Here is a 17,314-nt window from a genome sequence, read left to right on the forward strand (position 1 = left end):
AAATATTCTGTAACTCGTTATAGTTTATCTAATTTTATCCATTAAAAATTATTTTTAATCTATTGATTATGCGATTTTAGTCACAAAAAAATACCGCCAATTGGCGGTATTTAAATTAGCAATATCTTAGATATCGGCAAGTGCTTGTTGGCACAACTGGGTAATTCTATCCCAATCACCACTATCTACTGCATCTTGCGGTGCTATCCAACTACCGCCAATACAATCAACATTAGGTAATGCGAGATAATTACGATATGTCATTGGTGAAATACCGCCTGTTGGACAGAAACGTACATTTGCAAGCGGACCTGCAAATGCTTTTAATGCGCCAACGCCACCAGAAGCTTCAGCAGGGAAGAATTTAAAATGAGTATAACCTAACTCAAGCCCTTGCATAATCTCTGAAATACTTGCCACACCAGGAATTAAAGGGACGCTACCCGCTTTGGCCGCTTTTAATAACTCAGGGGTTGCCCCCGGAGTAATGACAAATTGTGCGCCTGCATCGGTAGCTTGCTTTAGTTGTGCAACATTTAAGATAGTACCCGCACCAACAATCGCCTCAGGTACTTCTTCTGCAATCTTACTAATTGCAGCTAAAGCACATTCAGTACGTAACGTCACTTCTAAAACAGAAATGCCACCAGCAACTAATGCCTTAGCAAGTGGTACTGCTTGATCAATATGATTAATCACCATCACAGGCACAATTGGACTTTGTGCAAAAACTTGCTCTGGTTGAATGTTCCAAGAATTAGCTGACATTTGCGTTTCCTTAATAATTCATTTGTTCATCAATGGCACTGGTTGCTCTTGCACCTGTTTCAGGGCTAGACAAATTAGCACGCAGTGCACTAAACAATTCGCGCCCCATGCCAACGCGTGAATGACTTAAATCAACAGTTAACGCTTCACGAGCATCAAGCTCTGCTTGACTCAATAGTATGGTCAGTTCGCCTGTATTGGCATCAACTCGAATCACATCACCATCATTAATTTTAGCAATCATGCCGCCATCTAATGCTTCTGGTGTTAAATGAATAGCAGCAGGTACTTTACCTGACGCACCAGACATACGACCATCCGTCAACAATGCAACTTTAAAGCCGCGATCCTGCAAAATGCCCAAAATTGGCGTCAATTTATGTAATTCAGGCATACCATTGGCTTTCGGACCTTGACCTTTAACCACTACCACACAATCTTTATCAAGTAACCCTTGTTCAAATAGTGCTTGTAGTTTGTTTTGATCATCAATCACTACCGCAGGCGCTTCAACTAAACGATGTTCAGGTTGTACTGCAGAAACCTTAATCACTGCGCGACCTAAATTACCTTTCAGTAATTTTAAACCACCATTAGCTTGGAAAGGTGCATTCACTGAGGTTAAGACTTCAGGATCTAAGCTAACACTTGGTCCTTCTACCCATGTAAGTTCACCATCTATTAAGCGAGGCTCTTTGGTATAACGGGTTAAACCGAAACCTGCGACTGTATAAACATCTTCATGCACAAGGCCTGCGTCAAGCAATTCTTTGATCAGGTATGCCATACCACCAGCAGCATGGAAATGGTTAATATCAGCATGGCCATTAGGATAAACTCGCGCAATTAATGGCACTGCATCAGAAAGCTCAGAAAAATCATCCCAATTAACAATAATGCCAGCAGCACGTGCTGCTGCAACAATATGCATAGTCAAGTTAGTTGAACCACCGGTTGCCAATAATGCAACAATGCCATTCACGATTGATTTTTCACAAACAACTTCACCAATTGGCGTGTATTGACCGCTATTCTCAGTTAAACGACAAACTTGTTTAGCCGCCATTTCAGTAAGGGCAAGACGTAAAGGTTGATCAGGGTTAACAAATGAAGAACCCGGTAACTGCAGTCCCATCATCTCTAACATTAACTGGTTACTGTTTGCAGTACCATAAAAAGTACAAGTACCAGCACTGTGATATGACTGAGATTCCGCTTCTAACAGCGCACTACGGTCAATTTCACCTTGTGCAAAGAGTTGACGAATACGCGCCTTTTCTTTATTCGGAATACCAGATTTCATTGGTCCAGCTGGCACAAATAACATTGGCAAGTGGCCGAAACTTAATGCCCCCATCAATAGACCTGGGACAATCTTGTCACAAATACCGAGCAGTAAACCGCCATCAAACATATTGTGTGACAAGCCGACGGCTGTTGCCATCGCAATCACTTCACGGCTTAATAGACTCAGCTCCATACCCGGCTGACCTTGAGTCACACCATCACACATCGCTGGAACACCGCCAGCGACTTGAGCAACACTGCCGATTTCATGACAAGCACGTTTAATAATATCTGGATATTCAGCATAAGGTTGATGCGCAGATAACATGTCGTTATAAGCGGTGATAATACCAATGTTAGCTTTGTTTAACTGGCGTAATGCATTCTTATCATCAGGATTACACGCAGCAAAACCGTGCGCTAAGTTACCGCAGCTTAAACTACTACGGTGAACACCTTGACTTTTGGCGTCTTTAAGTGCGGCAAGATACGCAGCTCTTGAAGCTTGGCTACGTTCAATAATTCTGTCTGTAACTTGTTTTACTATCGGGTGCATAAAAAGCCTCCTTTTTAGACGCTCCAGTAAACGTCAACTGGGGTGGAATGCTGATTTAATACAGCCCGGATCGGCATTGCCTGTTCATCTATGTCAGCTAAAGCTTGACGATAAACAGTTAACTTCGATTCCCCCACTAAATGTAAATATATTTGGCGAGCATTTAAAATGGCGGATTTAGATAGAGTAATCCGCTCATAAGGTGCACTTGTAGGCGTAACGGCCACACACAATTTGTCAGTATTTAAGGCAGATTGTAGTTGTTCAGTCTTTGCACATGGGAACCATGAACAAGTATGACCATCATTCCCCATGCCTAACACCACCACATCAAAAGGTTGTTTGATGTGCGCTAGCTGTTCGCTAGTCATTGAGGCACCTTCAACAGCTGTTGCATACATGTTCTTAAGTCCAGTGAACTTTGCATTAGCAGCAAAATGTTGAAGTAAATGGGCACGAACCAAACGCTCGTTTGAATCCTTATCGGTTACCGCAAGCCAACGCTCGTCGGCTAAAGTAATGTATACCTCAGACCAATCAATTGCTATTTTGCTTAACGCTTCAAACAAAGGTAATGGCGTTGAACCACCAGAAACAACTAACGAGGCTTTACCACGTTTATCAATCGCTGTTTGTAGCTCATCGGCAATACGCTTAGCTAATTGCTCGGCTAAGTTTTGCGCTGAATCAAATGACTTAAATACTGACTCTTTAATCATGTTAGCAACCTACTCGTCCCAAGAACGACCATCTTTAGTAATCAATGCAACAGAAGCAACTGGACCCCATGTTCCTGCAGGATAACCTTTTGCAGGTTCACTGCTGACTTCCCACGCTTGAATAATTCCGTCAACCCAAGTCCAAGCTTGTTCAACTTCATCGCGACGCACAAACAGCGCTTGATTACCTAGCATTGCCTCTAATAATAGTCGTTCATATGCATCAGCAATACGATCGGTTTTAAAGGTATCAGAAAAGCTTAAATCGAGCTTAGTGGTTTGTAGACGAATTTTTTGATCAAGACCTGGCACCTTGTTCATCATCTGAATTTCAACCCCTTCATGCGGTTGCAGACGAATGGTCAATTTATTAGGCGGTAGGTTACGGTAACTTGAACGATATAAGTTATGAGGTGGGTTTTTAAAATAAACCACAATTTCAGAGCTCTTAAACGGCATACGCTTACCACTTCTCAAATAGAATGGTACGCCTGCCCAGCGCCAGTTATCGATATCAACACGCAGTGCCACAAATGTTTCAGTAGCAGATTGTTTATTCGCGCCCTCTTCCTCTAAGTAACCAGGAACTGGGCTGCCTTTTAAAAAACCTGCGGTATATTGGCCACGCACGGTTTTTTCATAAACGTTATTTTCATCAATCGGACGCAGCGATTTTAACACCTTCACCTTTTCATCACGGATGCTGTCTGCATCAAGGTTTACCGGCGGATCCATTGCCACAAGCGTTAATACTTGCAGTAAGTGATTTTGGATCATATCGCGCATTTGGCCCGCTTTATCAAAGTAGCCCCAACGACCTTCAATACCCACTTCTTCAGCGACAGTAATCTGTACATGATCGATAGTACGATTGTCCCACTTAGAGGCAAATAATGAGTTAGCAAAACGTAATGCAATCAGGTTTTGTACTGTCTCTTTACCTAAGTAGTGGTCAATACGATAGATTTGGCGTTCGTTGAAATATTCAGATACTTGGTTATTGATTACTTTAGAAGATTCGAGATCTGAACCAATCGGTTTTTCAAGCACAACACGTGTATCAGAATGAATGAGGTTTTGTTCATGTAGACAACGGCAAATGTCGCCGAAAATTGAAGGAGGAGTCGCAAAATAATTAACCATCACTCGATGTTCTGGTTTTAGCAACTCATGGAACTGAGCGTAACCGGCTGATTCTGTAAAATTAGTACCAATATAATGACAACGATCTAAAAAGCGCGCCATTGTCTCTTCACAAAGAGGTTCTTTTACAAAGGTATTTAATGCCTTTGTGACTATTTCGCGATAATCAATTTGTGAAAAATCATCTTTAGCAACACCAATTATTTTAGTCTCTTTATCTAAGAGACCAGCTTTGTCTAACTGATATAGTGATGGCAATAGTTTACGTCGAGCCAAATCACCTTTTGTTCCAAAGAGGACAAAATCACAAGCTTTTGCCTCTGATATTTTTCTGCCCATAGCGTAAAGCACTCCTTATGGCTGTAAGTGAAGTCCGATTGATTCGAGACTTACACTCTTTGTTGTAATATAACAACAGAATTTGTTAATTGCATCTATATTTTCAAAATATTGATAACTAGATACTCTAGCTATCCAAGCGCTAAATCTGCTATGATTTTTTGCACTTACAGATTGAAATCTAGTTAGTTTATTTCATTTACATTTGTATATTACTTACAATTTATATTAGGTTATGTACAAACTAGTTTCGGTTTTGATCTTAATAAAAAAATTATTACAACACTTTGAAAAAAAGCGGATGTGCTCATATGAACACCTTAGAAAAGGTACAAAAGAACCTCACCCATTTTAGCAAGTCAGAGCGCAAAGTGGCTGAGGTGATTCTTGCTTCCCCACAAACGGCTATCCATTCAAGTATTGCAACCCTAGCGAAAATGGCCGATGTGAGTGAACCAACGGTTAACCGCTTCTGTCGTCGTCTTGACACTAAAGGCTTCCCTGATTTCAAACTGCATTTAGCTCAGAGCCTTGCAAACGGTACACCCTACGTTAGCCGTCATGTTGAAGAAGATGATACACCTGATTCATACACGACCAAAATATTCGAATCATCAATGGCAGCACTTGATACAGCTCGCCAAAGTTTAGACACCAATGCCATCAATAAAGCCGTTGATGTATTAACTCAAGCCAAAAAAATCTCATTCTTTGGTTTAGGTGCCTCAGCCTCTGTTGCCCATGACGCACAAAACAAATTCTTCCGTTTTAATGTCCCAGTCATCTGTTTTGACGATGTGTTAATGCAACGAATGAGCTGTATTAATAGTACCGAAGGCGATGTTGTCGTGCTTGTATCACATACTGGCCGCACCAAATCATTAATCGAAATTGCCCGTATAGCGAGAGAAAATGGCGCTGCGGTGATTGGCATTACTGCCCGTAATTCACCGCTGTCGCATGAATGTACACTACCTGTCACAATGGAAGTGCCAGAAGATACCGATATGTATCTGCCAATGGCATCACGCCTAGCACAATTAGTGATTGTTGACGTGCTAGCGACGGGCTTTACACTACGCCGAGGCCCTCGTTTCCGTGATAGTTTACAACGCGTCAAAGAAGTACTAAAAGAATCACGCATAAATAAAGATCTCGGATTATAATTGACCACAATAAATAGCCTGTTCTAGTTTAAGATATTGGCATCGTTAAATACCGCAGTGACTAATAAGCTCTGCGGTTTTTTTTAAAACAAGGTGATAGTTCACAAATTTAGATATTTTAATAAAATATTTTGTTTGTAAGTTTCCTACATATAGAGGTATTGTTGCCTTAGATAAGCATTTTTCAAGTAAGATTTTTTCAAACTTAACGGAGTATCATATGTTCCGCAGAACTAAAATCGTTACAACCCTTGGCCCTGCTACTGATCGCGACGATAATTTACGCAAAATTATCAAAGCAGGTGCAAATGTTGTTCGCTTAAACTTCTCTCATGGCGCCCCTGAAGATCATTTAGCCCGTGCTACTCAAGCTAGAGAAATTGCAAAATCCCTCGGCACTCATGTTGCTATTCTAGGTGACCTACAAGGTCCAAAAATCCGTGTTTCAACTTTCAAAGATAACAAAAAAGTGCAGCTTGATATTGGTCAGGCCTTCACACTTGATGCTGAACTTGAAAAAGGCATGGGTGATGAACACCAAGTTGGTATCGACTATAAAGAACTGCCTGATGATGTAAACATCGGTGACATCTTAATGCTTGATGACGGCCGCGTTCAGCTTGAAGTTGTTGATGTGGTAGGTCGTAAAGTACATACCAAGGTCACTGTTGCTGGTCCTCTATCAAATAATAAAGGTATCAACAAGAAAGGCGGTGGATTATCAGCGGCAGCGTTAACTGAAAAAGATAAAGCTGACATTCTAACAGCGGCGCAAATTCAGGTTGATTACCTTGCAGTTTCATTTCCACGTAGTGGTGCTGACCTAAACTACGCTCGCTCTCTTGCTAAACAAGCAGGTAGTGATGCACTTATCGTCGCTAAAGTAGAACGTGCCGAAGCTGTAGTATCAGACGAAGCGATGGATGATGTGATTATCGCATCTGATGCAGTTATGGTTGCTCGTGGTGACCTAGGTGTTGAAATTGGTGATGCCGCGTTAGTTGCAGTACAAAAGAAATTGATTAGCCGCTCACGCCAGCTAAACAAAATCGTTATTACTGCAACACAAATGATGGAATCAATGATTTCAAGCCCGATGCCCACTCGTGCTGAAGTGATGGACGTAGCTAACGCAGTACTTGATGGTACAGACGCAGTTATGCTTTCAGCAGAAACGGCAGCAGGTGACTTCCCTGAAGAAACCGTATTAGCAATGGCAAATGTATGTGTGGGCGCAGAAGCACACCCAAGCGTACAAGTGTCTAAGCATCGTCTAGATGAGCGCTTTACTTCTGTAGAAGAAACCATCGCGCTATCAACTATGTATGCAGCTAACCACCTAGAAGGTGTTAAAGCGATTATCGCATTAACAGAATCAGGCAGCACACCATTAATGATGTCTCGTATTAGCTCTAAGCTCCCTATTTTAGCGCTATCTCGTCATCAAACTACACTGGCAAAAATGGCACTTTATCGCGGTGTACAACCGGTATACTTTGACTCAACTAGCTTTGCCGCTGATGCAGTAGCACAACAAGCATTAGTTGCAGTTAAAAATGCAGGTTATTTAAAAACTGGCGATATGGTACTAATGACCAAAGGTGACGTAATGGAAACCGTTGGTGGTACAAATACTTGTAAGATCCTTGTGGTTGCATAGCAACTCAATTTAGATCTCAGTAAAATAAAAACCAGCATATTAATATGCTGGTTTTTTTATAACATACACTCACTAAGAGTTAGAAATATTAAAATCGACACTCGTTAGAGTCGCGCTTTAGAGGTATACATCTTAAAAATATACTGTTTGTTCAGCAGTACAAGTTGATGTCCCTGCATCACAAGCTTTATAGATATAAGTACCACCGCCCTTTGAATTAATATTATCTGTATACGTTGTTGATGCTGCAACAGTCGCTATTTTAGTGCCGTTACGATAATAATCGACAGAATTAGCAGATGCACCACTAACACTTAAATCAACATATTTAGTACCTTTGCGCTTATACCCATTCGCAGATAACGCAAAATCACCACCACCGCCAGTTCCACCACCGGCACAACCTTGTGTATTAAGATATTCATTAGCTGCCGCAGCATCTACAATACCGTAACCAAAATAAACGTCTTTACCCGCAGCACCGCTATCCATCGCAGTTGCCTTTAATGCATCCCTAATTTCAGTACCAGTACAATCATTATGATTCGACCATACTAACGCAGCAAGTCCTGAAACAGCTGGCGTTGCCATTGAGGTTCCGCTCATAAAGCCATAATCAGAACCGCCAATACTTAATGATGCAGAAGATGCACCCAATAATGAATTACGGTCTTCTAGCGCTGCACCTACAGCAGGAATAGAAGTAGAGTTTGTATCGCCCAAAGTTGCATAGAGCATACCGGCTTCATTGTTAATGATGATTGCACCAACCCCACCTGAATTCTCACAATTTGCTACTTTATCGTGGAAAGAGATATTACCACGATCGATGACACATATATTGCCGTTAGCAGCGCCATCAACAGACTCTGCAGTTCCCATATAATACGTTGTGCTCGATACGTTGCCCGTATTTTCCATTGCGGAACTTGCGTAACTTACATTATCAGCAGATAAACTTGCAGACGTTGCTAAACCTGCAGGATAAGTTGATAAGGTATCAACACCCCCAGCAGTGACCTCAACACAAATATGCTCATCAGTTTTAACTTTTTTACCTCGCCCAGTCTTACAACTTGGGAATTGTGAAAAGTTAGCAATATTATTATCGGCATCGTTAGCACCAATCATCATCACTGAAGGATAGCCTGCAGGATATGAGCGAACACTATTGCCATCATTACCCGCAGCAGCGACGACTAAACCACCAGCATCAACAAAAGATTGGAATGCATTTGATTCTGTTGAGTTAGAACCACCACCACCAAGACTCATGCTGATGATATTGGCACCAGCATCACTACATAAATTAGCTGCATGAGCTAGATCAGATGAATAGCCCCAACCACTTGCATTAAATACTTTAATAATATGAAGGTCGGCACCAGGAGCCATACCTATAACTCCGAAACCATTATCAGCAGCGGCAATCGTTCCAGCAACATGAGTACCATGCGGCCCACCATGCTCATTCCAATTTCCAGTACCTGAATCATTATCGCCAGTAATATTAGCCCAAACAAAATCGTTATTGCTTGAGTCTAAACCTGAGTCGATAACACAAATTTTCATACCGGCAGCGGTATTGAAGTTGACTTGATTAGCTTTAGACTGGTAAACGGCATAAGGAGTCACTTGTTCCGTCATAGGGTTACCTACATCATCATTATACAAAGACATTAAATGTCGTCGCTGATCGACTTCAACAAGTTTAATATGGGGGTTATTCAGTAGACCTTTGACTTGACTAAGATCTTTCCCTGAAAATTTTGCAGCAATAAAGCCATTTCCATCAACCTTCAACTCACCACCGATTTTTTTGGCTAGTGCTTTTACTACACCTTTTTTATTATTATCAACTTGAATAATATATCTATCATCATCAGCAGATACTGCAAATGATGTACATATAGATAAAGTCATTACCGCACTAGCTATTTTTGTTAATTTCATGTTCCACTCCATATATATTTTTTAATTCAAGTACAACTCACATTTTAAAAATTACTACATAGATAAATAACAAATAAATATTTAACAAAAATCAACCTAGCAAGGTTATTTTTTCATAGCAATAATGGATTTACTTTCCATACTATACAAATGTAAAGATATTGTTCCGAAAAGCAAGATAACAAACTTTTACACACAAAGTTATTTATTAAATTCAAAACTTTACGAAAAAACAAATAAACATGACCACACAACAAAGATAACCCTAAACTACTATAGTTTAGTATCTAAAATTACTATTGACAAAGATGTAACGCCGAAAAAGCGTTACATCCGGCATCTTAAAAGTGTTATAAACCATTAATCATTTATAATTGCTCAACCTTAGTTTATTCATCACTATGTTTAACAAATCATCATATACAATAAAATTGAGAAATAACTTTTATTTAAGTTGATAAATATAATTTATTTAGAATCACTTTATATTTTATTTACACTTAGCTTTATAATATTTAATATCCTGCATGCTGATAATATATTCTGTATAAATCACGCTATATAACAAAATCATAATTTATCAATAATATATTGTTTCTTATTGCTCAAAATCAGTTGATAACGTTTGGATATGGCTATTTACCTATAATAAAAATATACTATCGCCATCATCCTCATTAGTACGATTCAATGACAACCAACAAAATTGATTTTTCGACATTAAACAAAAGCACAGCCAAATCATTTAATGATCAAAAAAACTTAATCAAACGGCTGTTTAAGGGGCAAACTGTAGCGTGTGAACAGTGCAAACAACCACTACAGCTTACATTGCCAGCCAATAAAAACCAGCTTGATAATCAACATGGTATTAAGTGCAAAAAAGGCTGTACCGATATTCAGCTTGAAGTTGATCTATAACGGCCCCACAAAAGAGATAAGGCGACTCGCCTTATCTCTAATCTAATACTTCCAATCAATAGTCCATCAGATAAAATCCAGCAACAACGGCCTGACTAACTCTAATGCCATTAACGTAAGTATCTTGTGTTAATCGCCCAGTTTGTGCGGCATTCGGCATCAAGCGAGCACTCATTTCATTAACGGCCTCTGCTGCAAATACCTCAGTTACAGGTGGATCGCCCACATAATTGGTATACCAAGGAAACCAGTAAAGATCACTACCGCTAACCGTTGCGCTTGGTGTATAGGTACCACTTACCCATCGATCAAACACTAAACTGTCAACACTGAATAAACCAAAGTCAGCTTGCACCATACACGCATCGGCAGCTTGATATTCTGGATAACTGGAGCTTGCAGAAAACTCATTACAGACATTGTGAGGTAAATTTGACGTATTAGCCGCAGCATATTTTACCTCTCTAAACATTACAGGTTTACTCGCACTCCCTATTGGGTAAATGATATTGGCCGCAACAGGAGATCCCCAGCGATAATGATACATTGCTGTTGCTAACGCTAAATGCTGCTTACTGCTTGCCGCATTATTAGGATGCGTCCATACCCCGTTAGGATCAACGGCAACACCTGCATCAGTGAAGATATTGCCATAAAGATTATCTTCTAACTGATTCATTAAATTAGGCGTCGTATTATCCACCACAGAAGTAGGAATATTGGCCGCTGCAGCACTTGGCGTGTATGTCAACGTTGGGTTATTTAGTGCCTTCCAGCAAAGTAATCCATAACCGTAACCATCATCAATATTTGGACAAGTAGCAACATTCGTTGCCGACTGGTTCATTTGATATGAATGATATACCGTTGCACGATTCGCTTCTCCCGTGCCAACCCTTATGCCCCAACGCCAAGGTTTAATCCACAATTGATTAATCTGCGCACTAGGGAAGTCAAATTTAGTTGCCGCGATAACGTCAAAGCTCGGCGTTAACTCAAAGATATACAAATCTTGCATACTGCTTAAATGTTCAGTCGGATACTGTACTAAAATGGGTACTCGACTCGCTCTAACCAAAGGTCCTTTATCAATTGCGCAAACAATATAGAGTCGATTTCTGATATATCGACTGGCAATATGGCGTTTTGAACAGGCGTTAAATTTTCGATTTTTAACAATAATATTACCGGTATCGTCAATCAACATTAGCTGCTTTTTATAATTAACCAACATTAATTCATCAACGAAAGTGAGCACTTTAGTTTTTGTTAACTGTAAACGTTGTTGATGATTATCATTAATAATATCAACTTGATCGCTGCTACCCGTCAAACGCTGCACATAACGTGCTTGGTTATCGTTAATATCAACCAATTTACTTTGCTTATATTCTCCAATTAAGCTGGTCAACTCGAGTTTTACCGCATCATCATCTGCAGTAACCAGCCATGTTCCTGCCTCATCTTGACTAAAATTGGCCCTGCGATATTGTCCCTCTCGATCAATGCTAAATGCCTGCCAACGGTAAGAACAAGGTGACTTACAGCCCCTAATGCTACGCAATAACGTCTGCCCATTCTCAATTACTTGACTGTGCATTTGATCATTAAATGTAAAGCTGATTTGTTTAAGTCGCTGTGACAGTGATAAAGAAAACAGTACTCGGCGTTGATTACCACTCATCACTAATTGACTTTCTAAATGTCGGCCCAAGCTTAATGTCGAAAAAGTTTGCGCCGCTTTTAAATGCCCAGGTTGACCAATCAGTAATTGCTGACGAGCAGGCTCACTAGGTTCAGGTTGCTTAAAATGCTCAAATACTATGGCTTGCTTGCAAGCTAACGTCGCGCAGGTAGAGAGATTGACTTGCTGTCTTTGATAGTTAAGTTCAAACCATGGGCTATTTGCCACATAACCCTGTGGCTCAGCATAAAATAATAATGGCAAAATGGTGACATCATAATTAGTTTGTTTAGCATTAAGCTGGCTAGAACATATAACTGCCAGCAGAAAAACAGTTACATAGGTTAAATATTTCATGTTAATTACCTCACAATATTCATCGTAAGAGATTGAGGCACCACACGCATGCAGTGCCATTGTGATTAATGAATAACACCTTGTTGTGCTGAGGCATTTACAGGCATCGCTAGGTGAATTGATAACCAGTTTTCAACGTCCGCTTGCAGTGAATAAAGATCTAATGGGCCAGATTGATTGGCATAGAACCACAAGCCAGTAGGTGCTGGGGGATTAACATCAGCTGAACAACTAAAGTTATTGGCGGCATACATCACAGCACCAGAACTGCCATATTCAAAGTGACTATCAGAGTATCCACCATAACCTCTTGCTTTGACTCTCGCTTTTGAATCTAAAGCAAAGTGGTAAACCTCGTTAGGTTGTAATCCGAATGGGCTGACATCGGCAGAATCAAAACGTGCCTTCATGGTTAAATTAACAATGGCTTCGTTACCTTCACGGGTAATAACACCAGCAAGATTAGAAATAAGATCGTTATATAAATCTGCTTCTAATAACGAACCGACATCTTCATTAATAATTGCTGAAGTAATTCCCAATGCAGCGGTTAGCGTGCCCATGACGGCGTTTAAGTCCCAACCTGTTTGGTATTTCATGACTGCACCAGCAGCTTTATTAAATAGAATAATTTCAGGCGCTGGCCCCGGTAAATCTACTGCAAATTTGGCACCGTCAGATGAGTGTGAATTAGTTGCCTTACTCCATAATTGGGTTGCGGTACCTTTTACATGATAGTTAGAAGCATACGTCCCTCTCACCTCTAGGTTACCACTACAGGTATTACTTAAATTATCACAAGCTTGACCAGAAGGTTTTACACATAACATATGCGCATAAAACTCGGTTGAATTATGGCCACTGGTATCATCAAAACTGATGACCTTATGCTTTGACCAACGCTCACCATCACCAGAATGAAAAGCGCCATATGCAGTCTTAGTTAAACTGATCCCATGTTTTTCATGCCGCTATTATCATTATCGGTATAAGTCGATGACCAAGGCGTTGCAGGATAATTAGTCACAACTGTACCCGATGTCGTACTAGGTAAAATCATCTGGCAACTACAAACACTTTTTTCACCACCTAACGGGCGCTTTGATAAAATGCTCATGATCTCTCTATGATTTTGTTCATCCATATCAGGGTCAAAATTAAGCAGTGATAACCCTTGAGTTTTAGGCGCCGCAAATTGTTCGAGCCATATTTGATAATCATTAGGAAACTTATGTTTTACAAATTCAGTTAAACTCGGTTGTTGCTGCTGTTGTAACCACTGATTAAATACATCTGGTTTAAACCACAACATATAGCGAATTAAATAATAACTTTGTTTTGGTTTTTTATCTCGATATGCATCTTTCCAAAATGCTAATACTTGTTTATCAATTGCTTTAAATTGCCTTAATAATTTTCGACCACTCAATTTACGTGTAATCACCTCAACATATTCATCAACTAATGGATTATTTTCTTCAAAAGCATATTCAAGTAGTGAAATCTTATCTGTTGACCAATTATTTATAATTTGCCACGTAGACTCACTGACTTTAGATGGAGCCATTTCTCCATATTTAACTTCATCACTATTTAATGTCGATACATTTGCATCAACAGCCTGACTATAAATAAAACATAAACTGGCTACTGATAATGCCGCTATCAATTTTTTAGGTTGAAACTTTCTTGATTCATAATTGAATATCATCATATATCCCTCTTATTAATGAGTGTGATAAAAAAGAACTCAGCTCAAGTTATTACCGATAGCTTGATAAAAATAAAGCGATTAAGCGGGACAAGTGGGATCTGTGCAGGTAAAGTTATGGGCAAACATAGTTGCTGTTATGGATGCTAATTAAATTAAATCATCATTTATACAATAACCAATACTTATCAATATATTACAATAAAAATCTACCCACTTTTACCCTAATTACCCGCTTCAACACGTGCTAATTCAGGCAATAGCAGACAAAATATCTCTATCAAATAAATATGGCTAAACAGAAAAGGATTTATTGTTATGAAATATTCACTATTATTATTAAGCTTTGGTATATTCATGAGTACACATGTAGATGCCCACAGTGATAAAGTTATTCAGCAATTAAAACTTGAACGTGCTAATGCATGCTCAAATCAACAAAGTGTTTTATTAGGGAAAATAAATCTCACCGCAGGTACATTTAAATATTTAAGAAGTGAAGGCAATGATACTTGTGAGACTAATAATAATGGCATAATCCAACCAAAAATGGACTGTGGTCAATTTGACGATTGGCAACTTGCATTCCAACTGGGCAATAAAATGTGTAGAGCATTAAAAAGAAACATGCTTAAATTTGATAACACCATACAACCTGAAATGCGAATATTTAGTCAATTTGAAGCCCCATATGAATTTAAAGGACCTAATCATCATATCGATTACTCAGGCAAACTCGGTATCAGCTTAGCTTGTTATATATGTGACCCGTATCAAGAATGAATTATTACAGCAGTGGTAAATTTATTTAAACACTATGCAAAAATGTGCAGAGCGAGTTTAATATTCTGCACATTTTAACATGAGTAAATCATAAAACTAATAATAAAACAAAACGAATTAAAAGCTTACCTCACATTTAATGTAAGATTTGATGAAAATATATTTAAAAATAAGGATAATACAACATTAATTAATAAGCTAGTAACTCCTCACCTAGACTATTAGATCATAAACACTAAAGCAGAAGTAACAAAAATACCAAACATTAAAAATCCGACTTGAGCGCTTTCTTACGTAACACGAACTCGGCGCGATAACCACACACGCTTAGTTTTTTACAAAGAGTTTATTTACAATTTATTTAAGAAAAGTTTATTTATGCCACCCATTTTAATTCCCAAAATTTATTTATGCCACCCATTTTAATTCCCCACAAATTTATTTATGCCACCCATTTTAATTCCCCACTAAGTTTATTTATGCCACCCATTTTAATTCCCCATACAATCTGCCTTACCCATATATAGAATTAATAACTCAAATATGCAGAAATTTACTTCGATATTGGTTGATTTTAGGAGTATTACATATTCATCGAATGTTAAAGCCTAATCATCCCATAATTCCCCCACACAAATGCTCGAATAATTAATCCGATACATTTTGAATATAATTTCGAGTGTTACTTAAGAATTACCCTAACATCTGCTGGCACATTTGCGCACCATGCCGTCGTCGTTTTTCTAGATGTTCACAATACTGAGTCAGCTCTTGTAGCGTACCTACAGCACCTTTAAATAATTCATGAAATTCTGACGTAATTTTAAGCCAATTTTCTAGCGGAATATTAAGCCTTGAAAGAATATCAAGGGTACTTGTAGCAATTGCACAGTTTATTTATGCCACCCATTTTAATTCCCCATACAATAAGTTTATTTATGCCACCCATTTTAATTCCCCATACAATCTGCCTTACTCATATATTAAGTTTATTTATGCCACCCATTTTAATTCCCCATACAATCTGCCTTACTCATATATAGAATTAATAACTCAAGTATGCAGAAATTTACTTCGATATTGGTTGTTTTTGGGAGTATTACATATTCATCGAATGTTAAAGCCTAATCATCCCATAATTCCCCCACACAAATGCTCGAATAATTAATCCGATACATTTTGAATATAATTTCGAGTGTTACTTAAGAATTACCCTAACATCTGCTGGCACATTTGCGCGCCATGCCGTCGTCGTTTTTCTAGATGTTCACAATACTGAGTCAACTCTTGTAGGGTACCTACTGCGCCTTTAAATAATTCATGGAATTCAGAAGTGATTTTAAGCCAATTTTCTAACGGAATATTGAGCCTTGAAAGAATAGCAAGGGTGCTTGCTGCAATAGCCCCAAGCTTACCATCACGCAGTTGTCTGCCCGTGTCATCGACCAATTGTAAGTAGTCTTGCACCGAAAACATTAAACCATTGTGCATATTGGCATGTTCGTTACCAATAAAGGGTAATAATTCTGATGGTTGCTCACCTTTCATGGCGGCTTTGATGCGGCGTTTGACACTAGTGTAATCTGAAGCTTCTGGTGTTTTAGCAATCTGCGCTCGAATTGGATTCAAATCGACATAAGCCATACACGCAAGTACAGCAGCTTCATCAAGTAAGGCTTGTGATTTAAACCGCCCCTCCCAAAATCTACCTGTGCATTTATCTTCTTTATTAGCTTTGCGAGCAATAGGCTCATTAAGACTGCGCATAAACCAACTGATATCAATTAGCCGTTTACGATATTCAGTAATAGTTTTATTTAAGGTTTCAAGTTCATAAGTTTCAATATTGTCACCTTTTAATAACTTCTGAGTCAACAAGGTACCTTTAAACAGTCTTTGCCACTGCACTATCACTTCTTCATCAGACCAAGATTGCGCTCGCTCAACATCAACCTTTAACACCACATGCAGATGGTTACTCATCACAGCATAAGCACAAATATCGATGCTAAACACCTGAGCAAGCCGTAATAATCGTTCTTCTATCCAATCCCGTCTATGTTCATAAGACTGTCCCGTATAACTATCAACACCGCACAAATAAGCCTTACGAACACAACGACTCACACAGTGATAATAAGACGTATCTTCTAGACTCACTAACCGCTCTCTTGGTATCGCCATAACATGCCTCCCAAAATCTCAATTTACTAAGTCTAGTCCAAGCTCAAAATATCACCACTATTATGGGTGGCTTAAATGATCCT

At 39.1% G+C, this 17,314-nt stretch carries 13 protein-coding genes and 1 pseudogene; 4 read left to right on the forward strand and 10 right to left on the reverse strand.

The features are described 5' to 3' along the window. Nucleotides 1–126: 126 nt before the first annotated feature. Genes JCM15074_RS16730 through zwf form a run of 4 tightly spaced genes read right to left on the reverse strand, consistent with a single transcriptional unit; the run spans nt 127 to nt 4,812 of the window. Entirely contained in the window at nt 127–768 is a 642-nt protein-coding gene (locus JCM15074_RS16730) for a bifunctional 4-hydroxy-2-oxoglutarate aldolase/2-dehydro-3-deoxy-phosphogluconate aldolase (RefSeq protein WP_025822635.1), read from the reverse strand. A gap of 10 nt (nt 769–778) precedes the next feature. Next, on the reverse strand, nt 779–2,611 hold the full coding sequence (gene edd / locus JCM15074_RS16735) for a phosphogluconate dehydratase (protein ID WP_025822637.1): 1,833 nt from the start codon (nt 2,609–2,611) through the stop codon (nt 779–781). Between the two features lie 14 nt (nt 2,612–2,625). After that, nucleotides 2,626–3,330, reverse strand: coding sequence for a 6-phosphogluconolactonase (gene pgl / locus JCM15074_RS16740; RefSeq protein WP_025822639.1), 705 nt, complete (start codon nt 3,328–3,330; stop codon nt 2,626–2,628). A 9-nt stretch (nt 3,331–3,339) separates the two neighbouring features. Further along, nucleotides 3,340–4,812, reverse strand: a complete 1,473-nt coding sequence (zwf, locus tag JCM15074_RS16745; RefSeq protein WP_025822641.1) for a glucose-6-phosphate dehydrogenase — start codon at nt 4,810–4,812, stop codon at nt 3,340–3,342. 311 nt (nt 4,813–5,123) lie between these two features. On the opposite strand from zwf, the gene JCM15074_RS16750 reads away from it, so the two are divergent. Together JCM15074_RS16750 and pyk are read left to right on the forward strand one after the other, a co-directional pair. Continuing rightward, nucleotides 5,124–5,978, forward strand: a complete 855-nt coding sequence (locus JCM15074_RS16750) for a MurR/RpiR family transcriptional regulator (RefSeq protein WP_025822643.1) — start codon at nt 5,124–5,126, stop codon at nt 5,976–5,978. Nucleotides 5,979–6,198: 220 nt separating this feature from the next. Further along, entirely contained in the window at nt 6,199–7,638 is a 1,440-nt protein-coding gene (pyk, locus tag JCM15074_RS16755; protein WP_025822645.1) for a pyruvate kinase, read from the forward strand. 132 nt (nt 7,639–7,770) lie between these two features. Here the strand turns inward: pyk and JCM15074_RS16760 are convergent, their stop codons facing one another. Then, entirely contained in the window at nt 7,771–9,591 is a 1,821-nt protein-coding gene (locus JCM15074_RS16760; RefSeq protein WP_025822647.1) for a S8 family serine peptidase, read from the reverse strand. Nucleotides 9,592–10,281: 690 nt separating this feature from the next. On the opposite strand from JCM15074_RS16760, the gene JCM15074_RS16765 reads away from it, so the two are divergent. Then, nucleotides 10,282–10,512, forward strand: coding sequence for a hypothetical protein (locus JCM15074_RS16765; protein ID WP_025822649.1), 231 nt, complete (start codon nt 10,282–10,284; stop codon nt 10,510–10,512). Nucleotides 10,513–10,567: 55 nt separating this feature from the next. Here JCM15074_RS16765 and JCM15074_RS16770 read toward each other — a convergent pair whose 3' ends face one another. The 3 genes from JCM15074_RS16770 to JCM15074_RS24245 all read right to left on the reverse strand — a co-directional run bounded on the left by JCM15074_RS16770 (nt 10,568) and on the right by JCM15074_RS24245 (nt 14,267). Beyond that, on the reverse strand, nt 10,568–12,553 hold the full coding sequence (locus tag JCM15074_RS16770) for a hypothetical protein (RefSeq protein WP_148300831.1): 1,986 nt from the start codon (nt 12,551–12,553) through the stop codon (nt 10,568–10,570). A 65-nt stretch (nt 12,554–12,618) separates the two neighbouring features. Beyond that, nucleotides 12,619–13,383 carry a hypothetical protein gene (locus tag JCM15074_RS24240; protein WP_148300832.1) on the reverse strand — a complete coding sequence of 255 codons (765 nt, stop codon included), beginning with the start codon at nt 13,381–13,383 and terminating at the stop codon, nt 12,619–12,621. A gap of 113 nt (nt 13,384–13,496) precedes the next feature. Continuing rightward, on the reverse strand, nt 13,497–14,267 hold the full coding sequence (locus JCM15074_RS24245) for a hypothetical protein (RefSeq protein WP_148300833.1): 771 nt from the start codon (nt 14,265–14,267) through the stop codon (nt 13,497–13,499). 315 nt (nt 14,268–14,582) lie between these two features. On the opposite strand from JCM15074_RS24245, the gene JCM15074_RS16780 reads away from it, so the two are divergent. Further along, the gene (locus tag JCM15074_RS16780) at nt 14,583–15,047 is read left to right on the forward strand and encodes a hypothetical protein (protein ID WP_025822653.1); all 465 of its coding nucleotides are present in this window, start codon (nt 14,583–14,585) and stop codon (nt 15,045–15,047) included. 693 nt (nt 15,048–15,740) lie between these two features. Here JCM15074_RS16780 and JCM15074_RS25045 read toward each other — a convergent pair. Continuing rightward, nucleotides 15,741–15,935 (reverse strand): annotated as a pseudogene (locus JCM15074_RS25045) (transposase); the annotation flags it as partial. 321 nt (nt 15,936–16,256) lie between these two features. Continuing rightward, complete coding sequence (locus JCM15074_RS16785; RefSeq protein ID WP_025822655.1) at nt 16,257–17,231, reverse strand: transposase; 975 nt, start codon at nt 17,229–17,231, stop codon at nt 16,257–16,259. Nucleotides 17,232–17,314: the final 83 nt, after the last annotated feature.

The organism is Shewanella marina JCM 15074 (assembly GCF_000614975.1).
GTDB classification, from domain to species: domain Bacteria; phylum Pseudomonadota; class Gammaproteobacteria; order Enterobacterales; family Shewanellaceae; genus Shewanella; species Shewanella marina.

What these genes read in the sequence shown, in the direction of transcription:
- JCM15074_RS16730 (WP_025822635.1), bottom strand. Translation starts at nt 768, where the DNA reads ATGTCAGCTAATTCTTGGAACATTCAACCAGAGCAAGTTTTTGCACAA.
- edd (WP_025822637.1), bottom strand. Translation starts at nt 2,611, where the DNA reads ATGCACCCGATAGTAAAACAAGTTACAGACAGAATTATTGAACGTAGC.
- pgl (WP_025822639.1), bottom strand. Translation starts at nt 3,330, where the DNA reads ATGATTAAAGAGTCAGTATTTAAGTCATTTGATTCAGCGCAAAACTTA.
- zwf (WP_025822641.1), bottom strand. Translation starts at nt 4,812, where the DNA reads ATGGGCAGAAAAATATCAGAGGCAAAAGCTTGTGATTTTGTCCTCTTT.
- JCM15074_RS16750 (WP_025822643.1), top strand. Translation starts at nt 5,124, where the DNA reads ATGAACACCTTAGAAAAGGTACAAAAGAACCTCACCCATTTTAGCAAG.
- pyk (WP_025822645.1), top strand. Translation starts at nt 6,199, where the DNA reads ATGTTCCGCAGAACTAAAATCGTTACAACCCTTGGCCCTGCTACTGAT.
- JCM15074_RS16760 (WP_025822647.1), bottom strand. Translation starts at nt 9,591, where the DNA reads ATGAAATTAACAAAAATAGCTAGTGCGGTAATGACTTTATCTATATGT.
- JCM15074_RS16765 (WP_025822649.1), top strand. Translation starts at nt 10,282, where the DNA reads ATGACAACCAACAAAATTGATTTTTCGACATTAAACAAAAGCACAGCC.
- JCM15074_RS16770 (WP_148300831.1), bottom strand. Translation starts at nt 12,553, where the DNA reads ATGAAATATTTAACCTATGTAACTGTTTTTCTGCTGGCAGTTATATGT.
- JCM15074_RS24240 (WP_148300832.1), bottom strand. Translation starts at nt 13,383, where the DNA reads ATGTTATGTGTAAAACCTTCTGGTCAAGCTTGTGATAATTTAAGTAAT.
- JCM15074_RS24245 (WP_148300833.1), bottom strand. Translation starts at nt 14,267, where the DNA reads ATGATGATATTCAATTATGAATCAAGAAAGTTTCAACCTAAAAAATTG.
- JCM15074_RS16780 (WP_025822653.1), top strand. Translation starts at nt 14,583, where the DNA reads ATGAAATATTCACTATTATTATTAAGCTTTGGTATATTCATGAGTACA.
- JCM15074_RS16785 (WP_025822655.1), bottom strand. Translation starts at nt 17,231, where the DNA reads ATGGCGATACCAAGAGAGCGGTTAGTGAGTCTAGAAGATACGTCTTAT.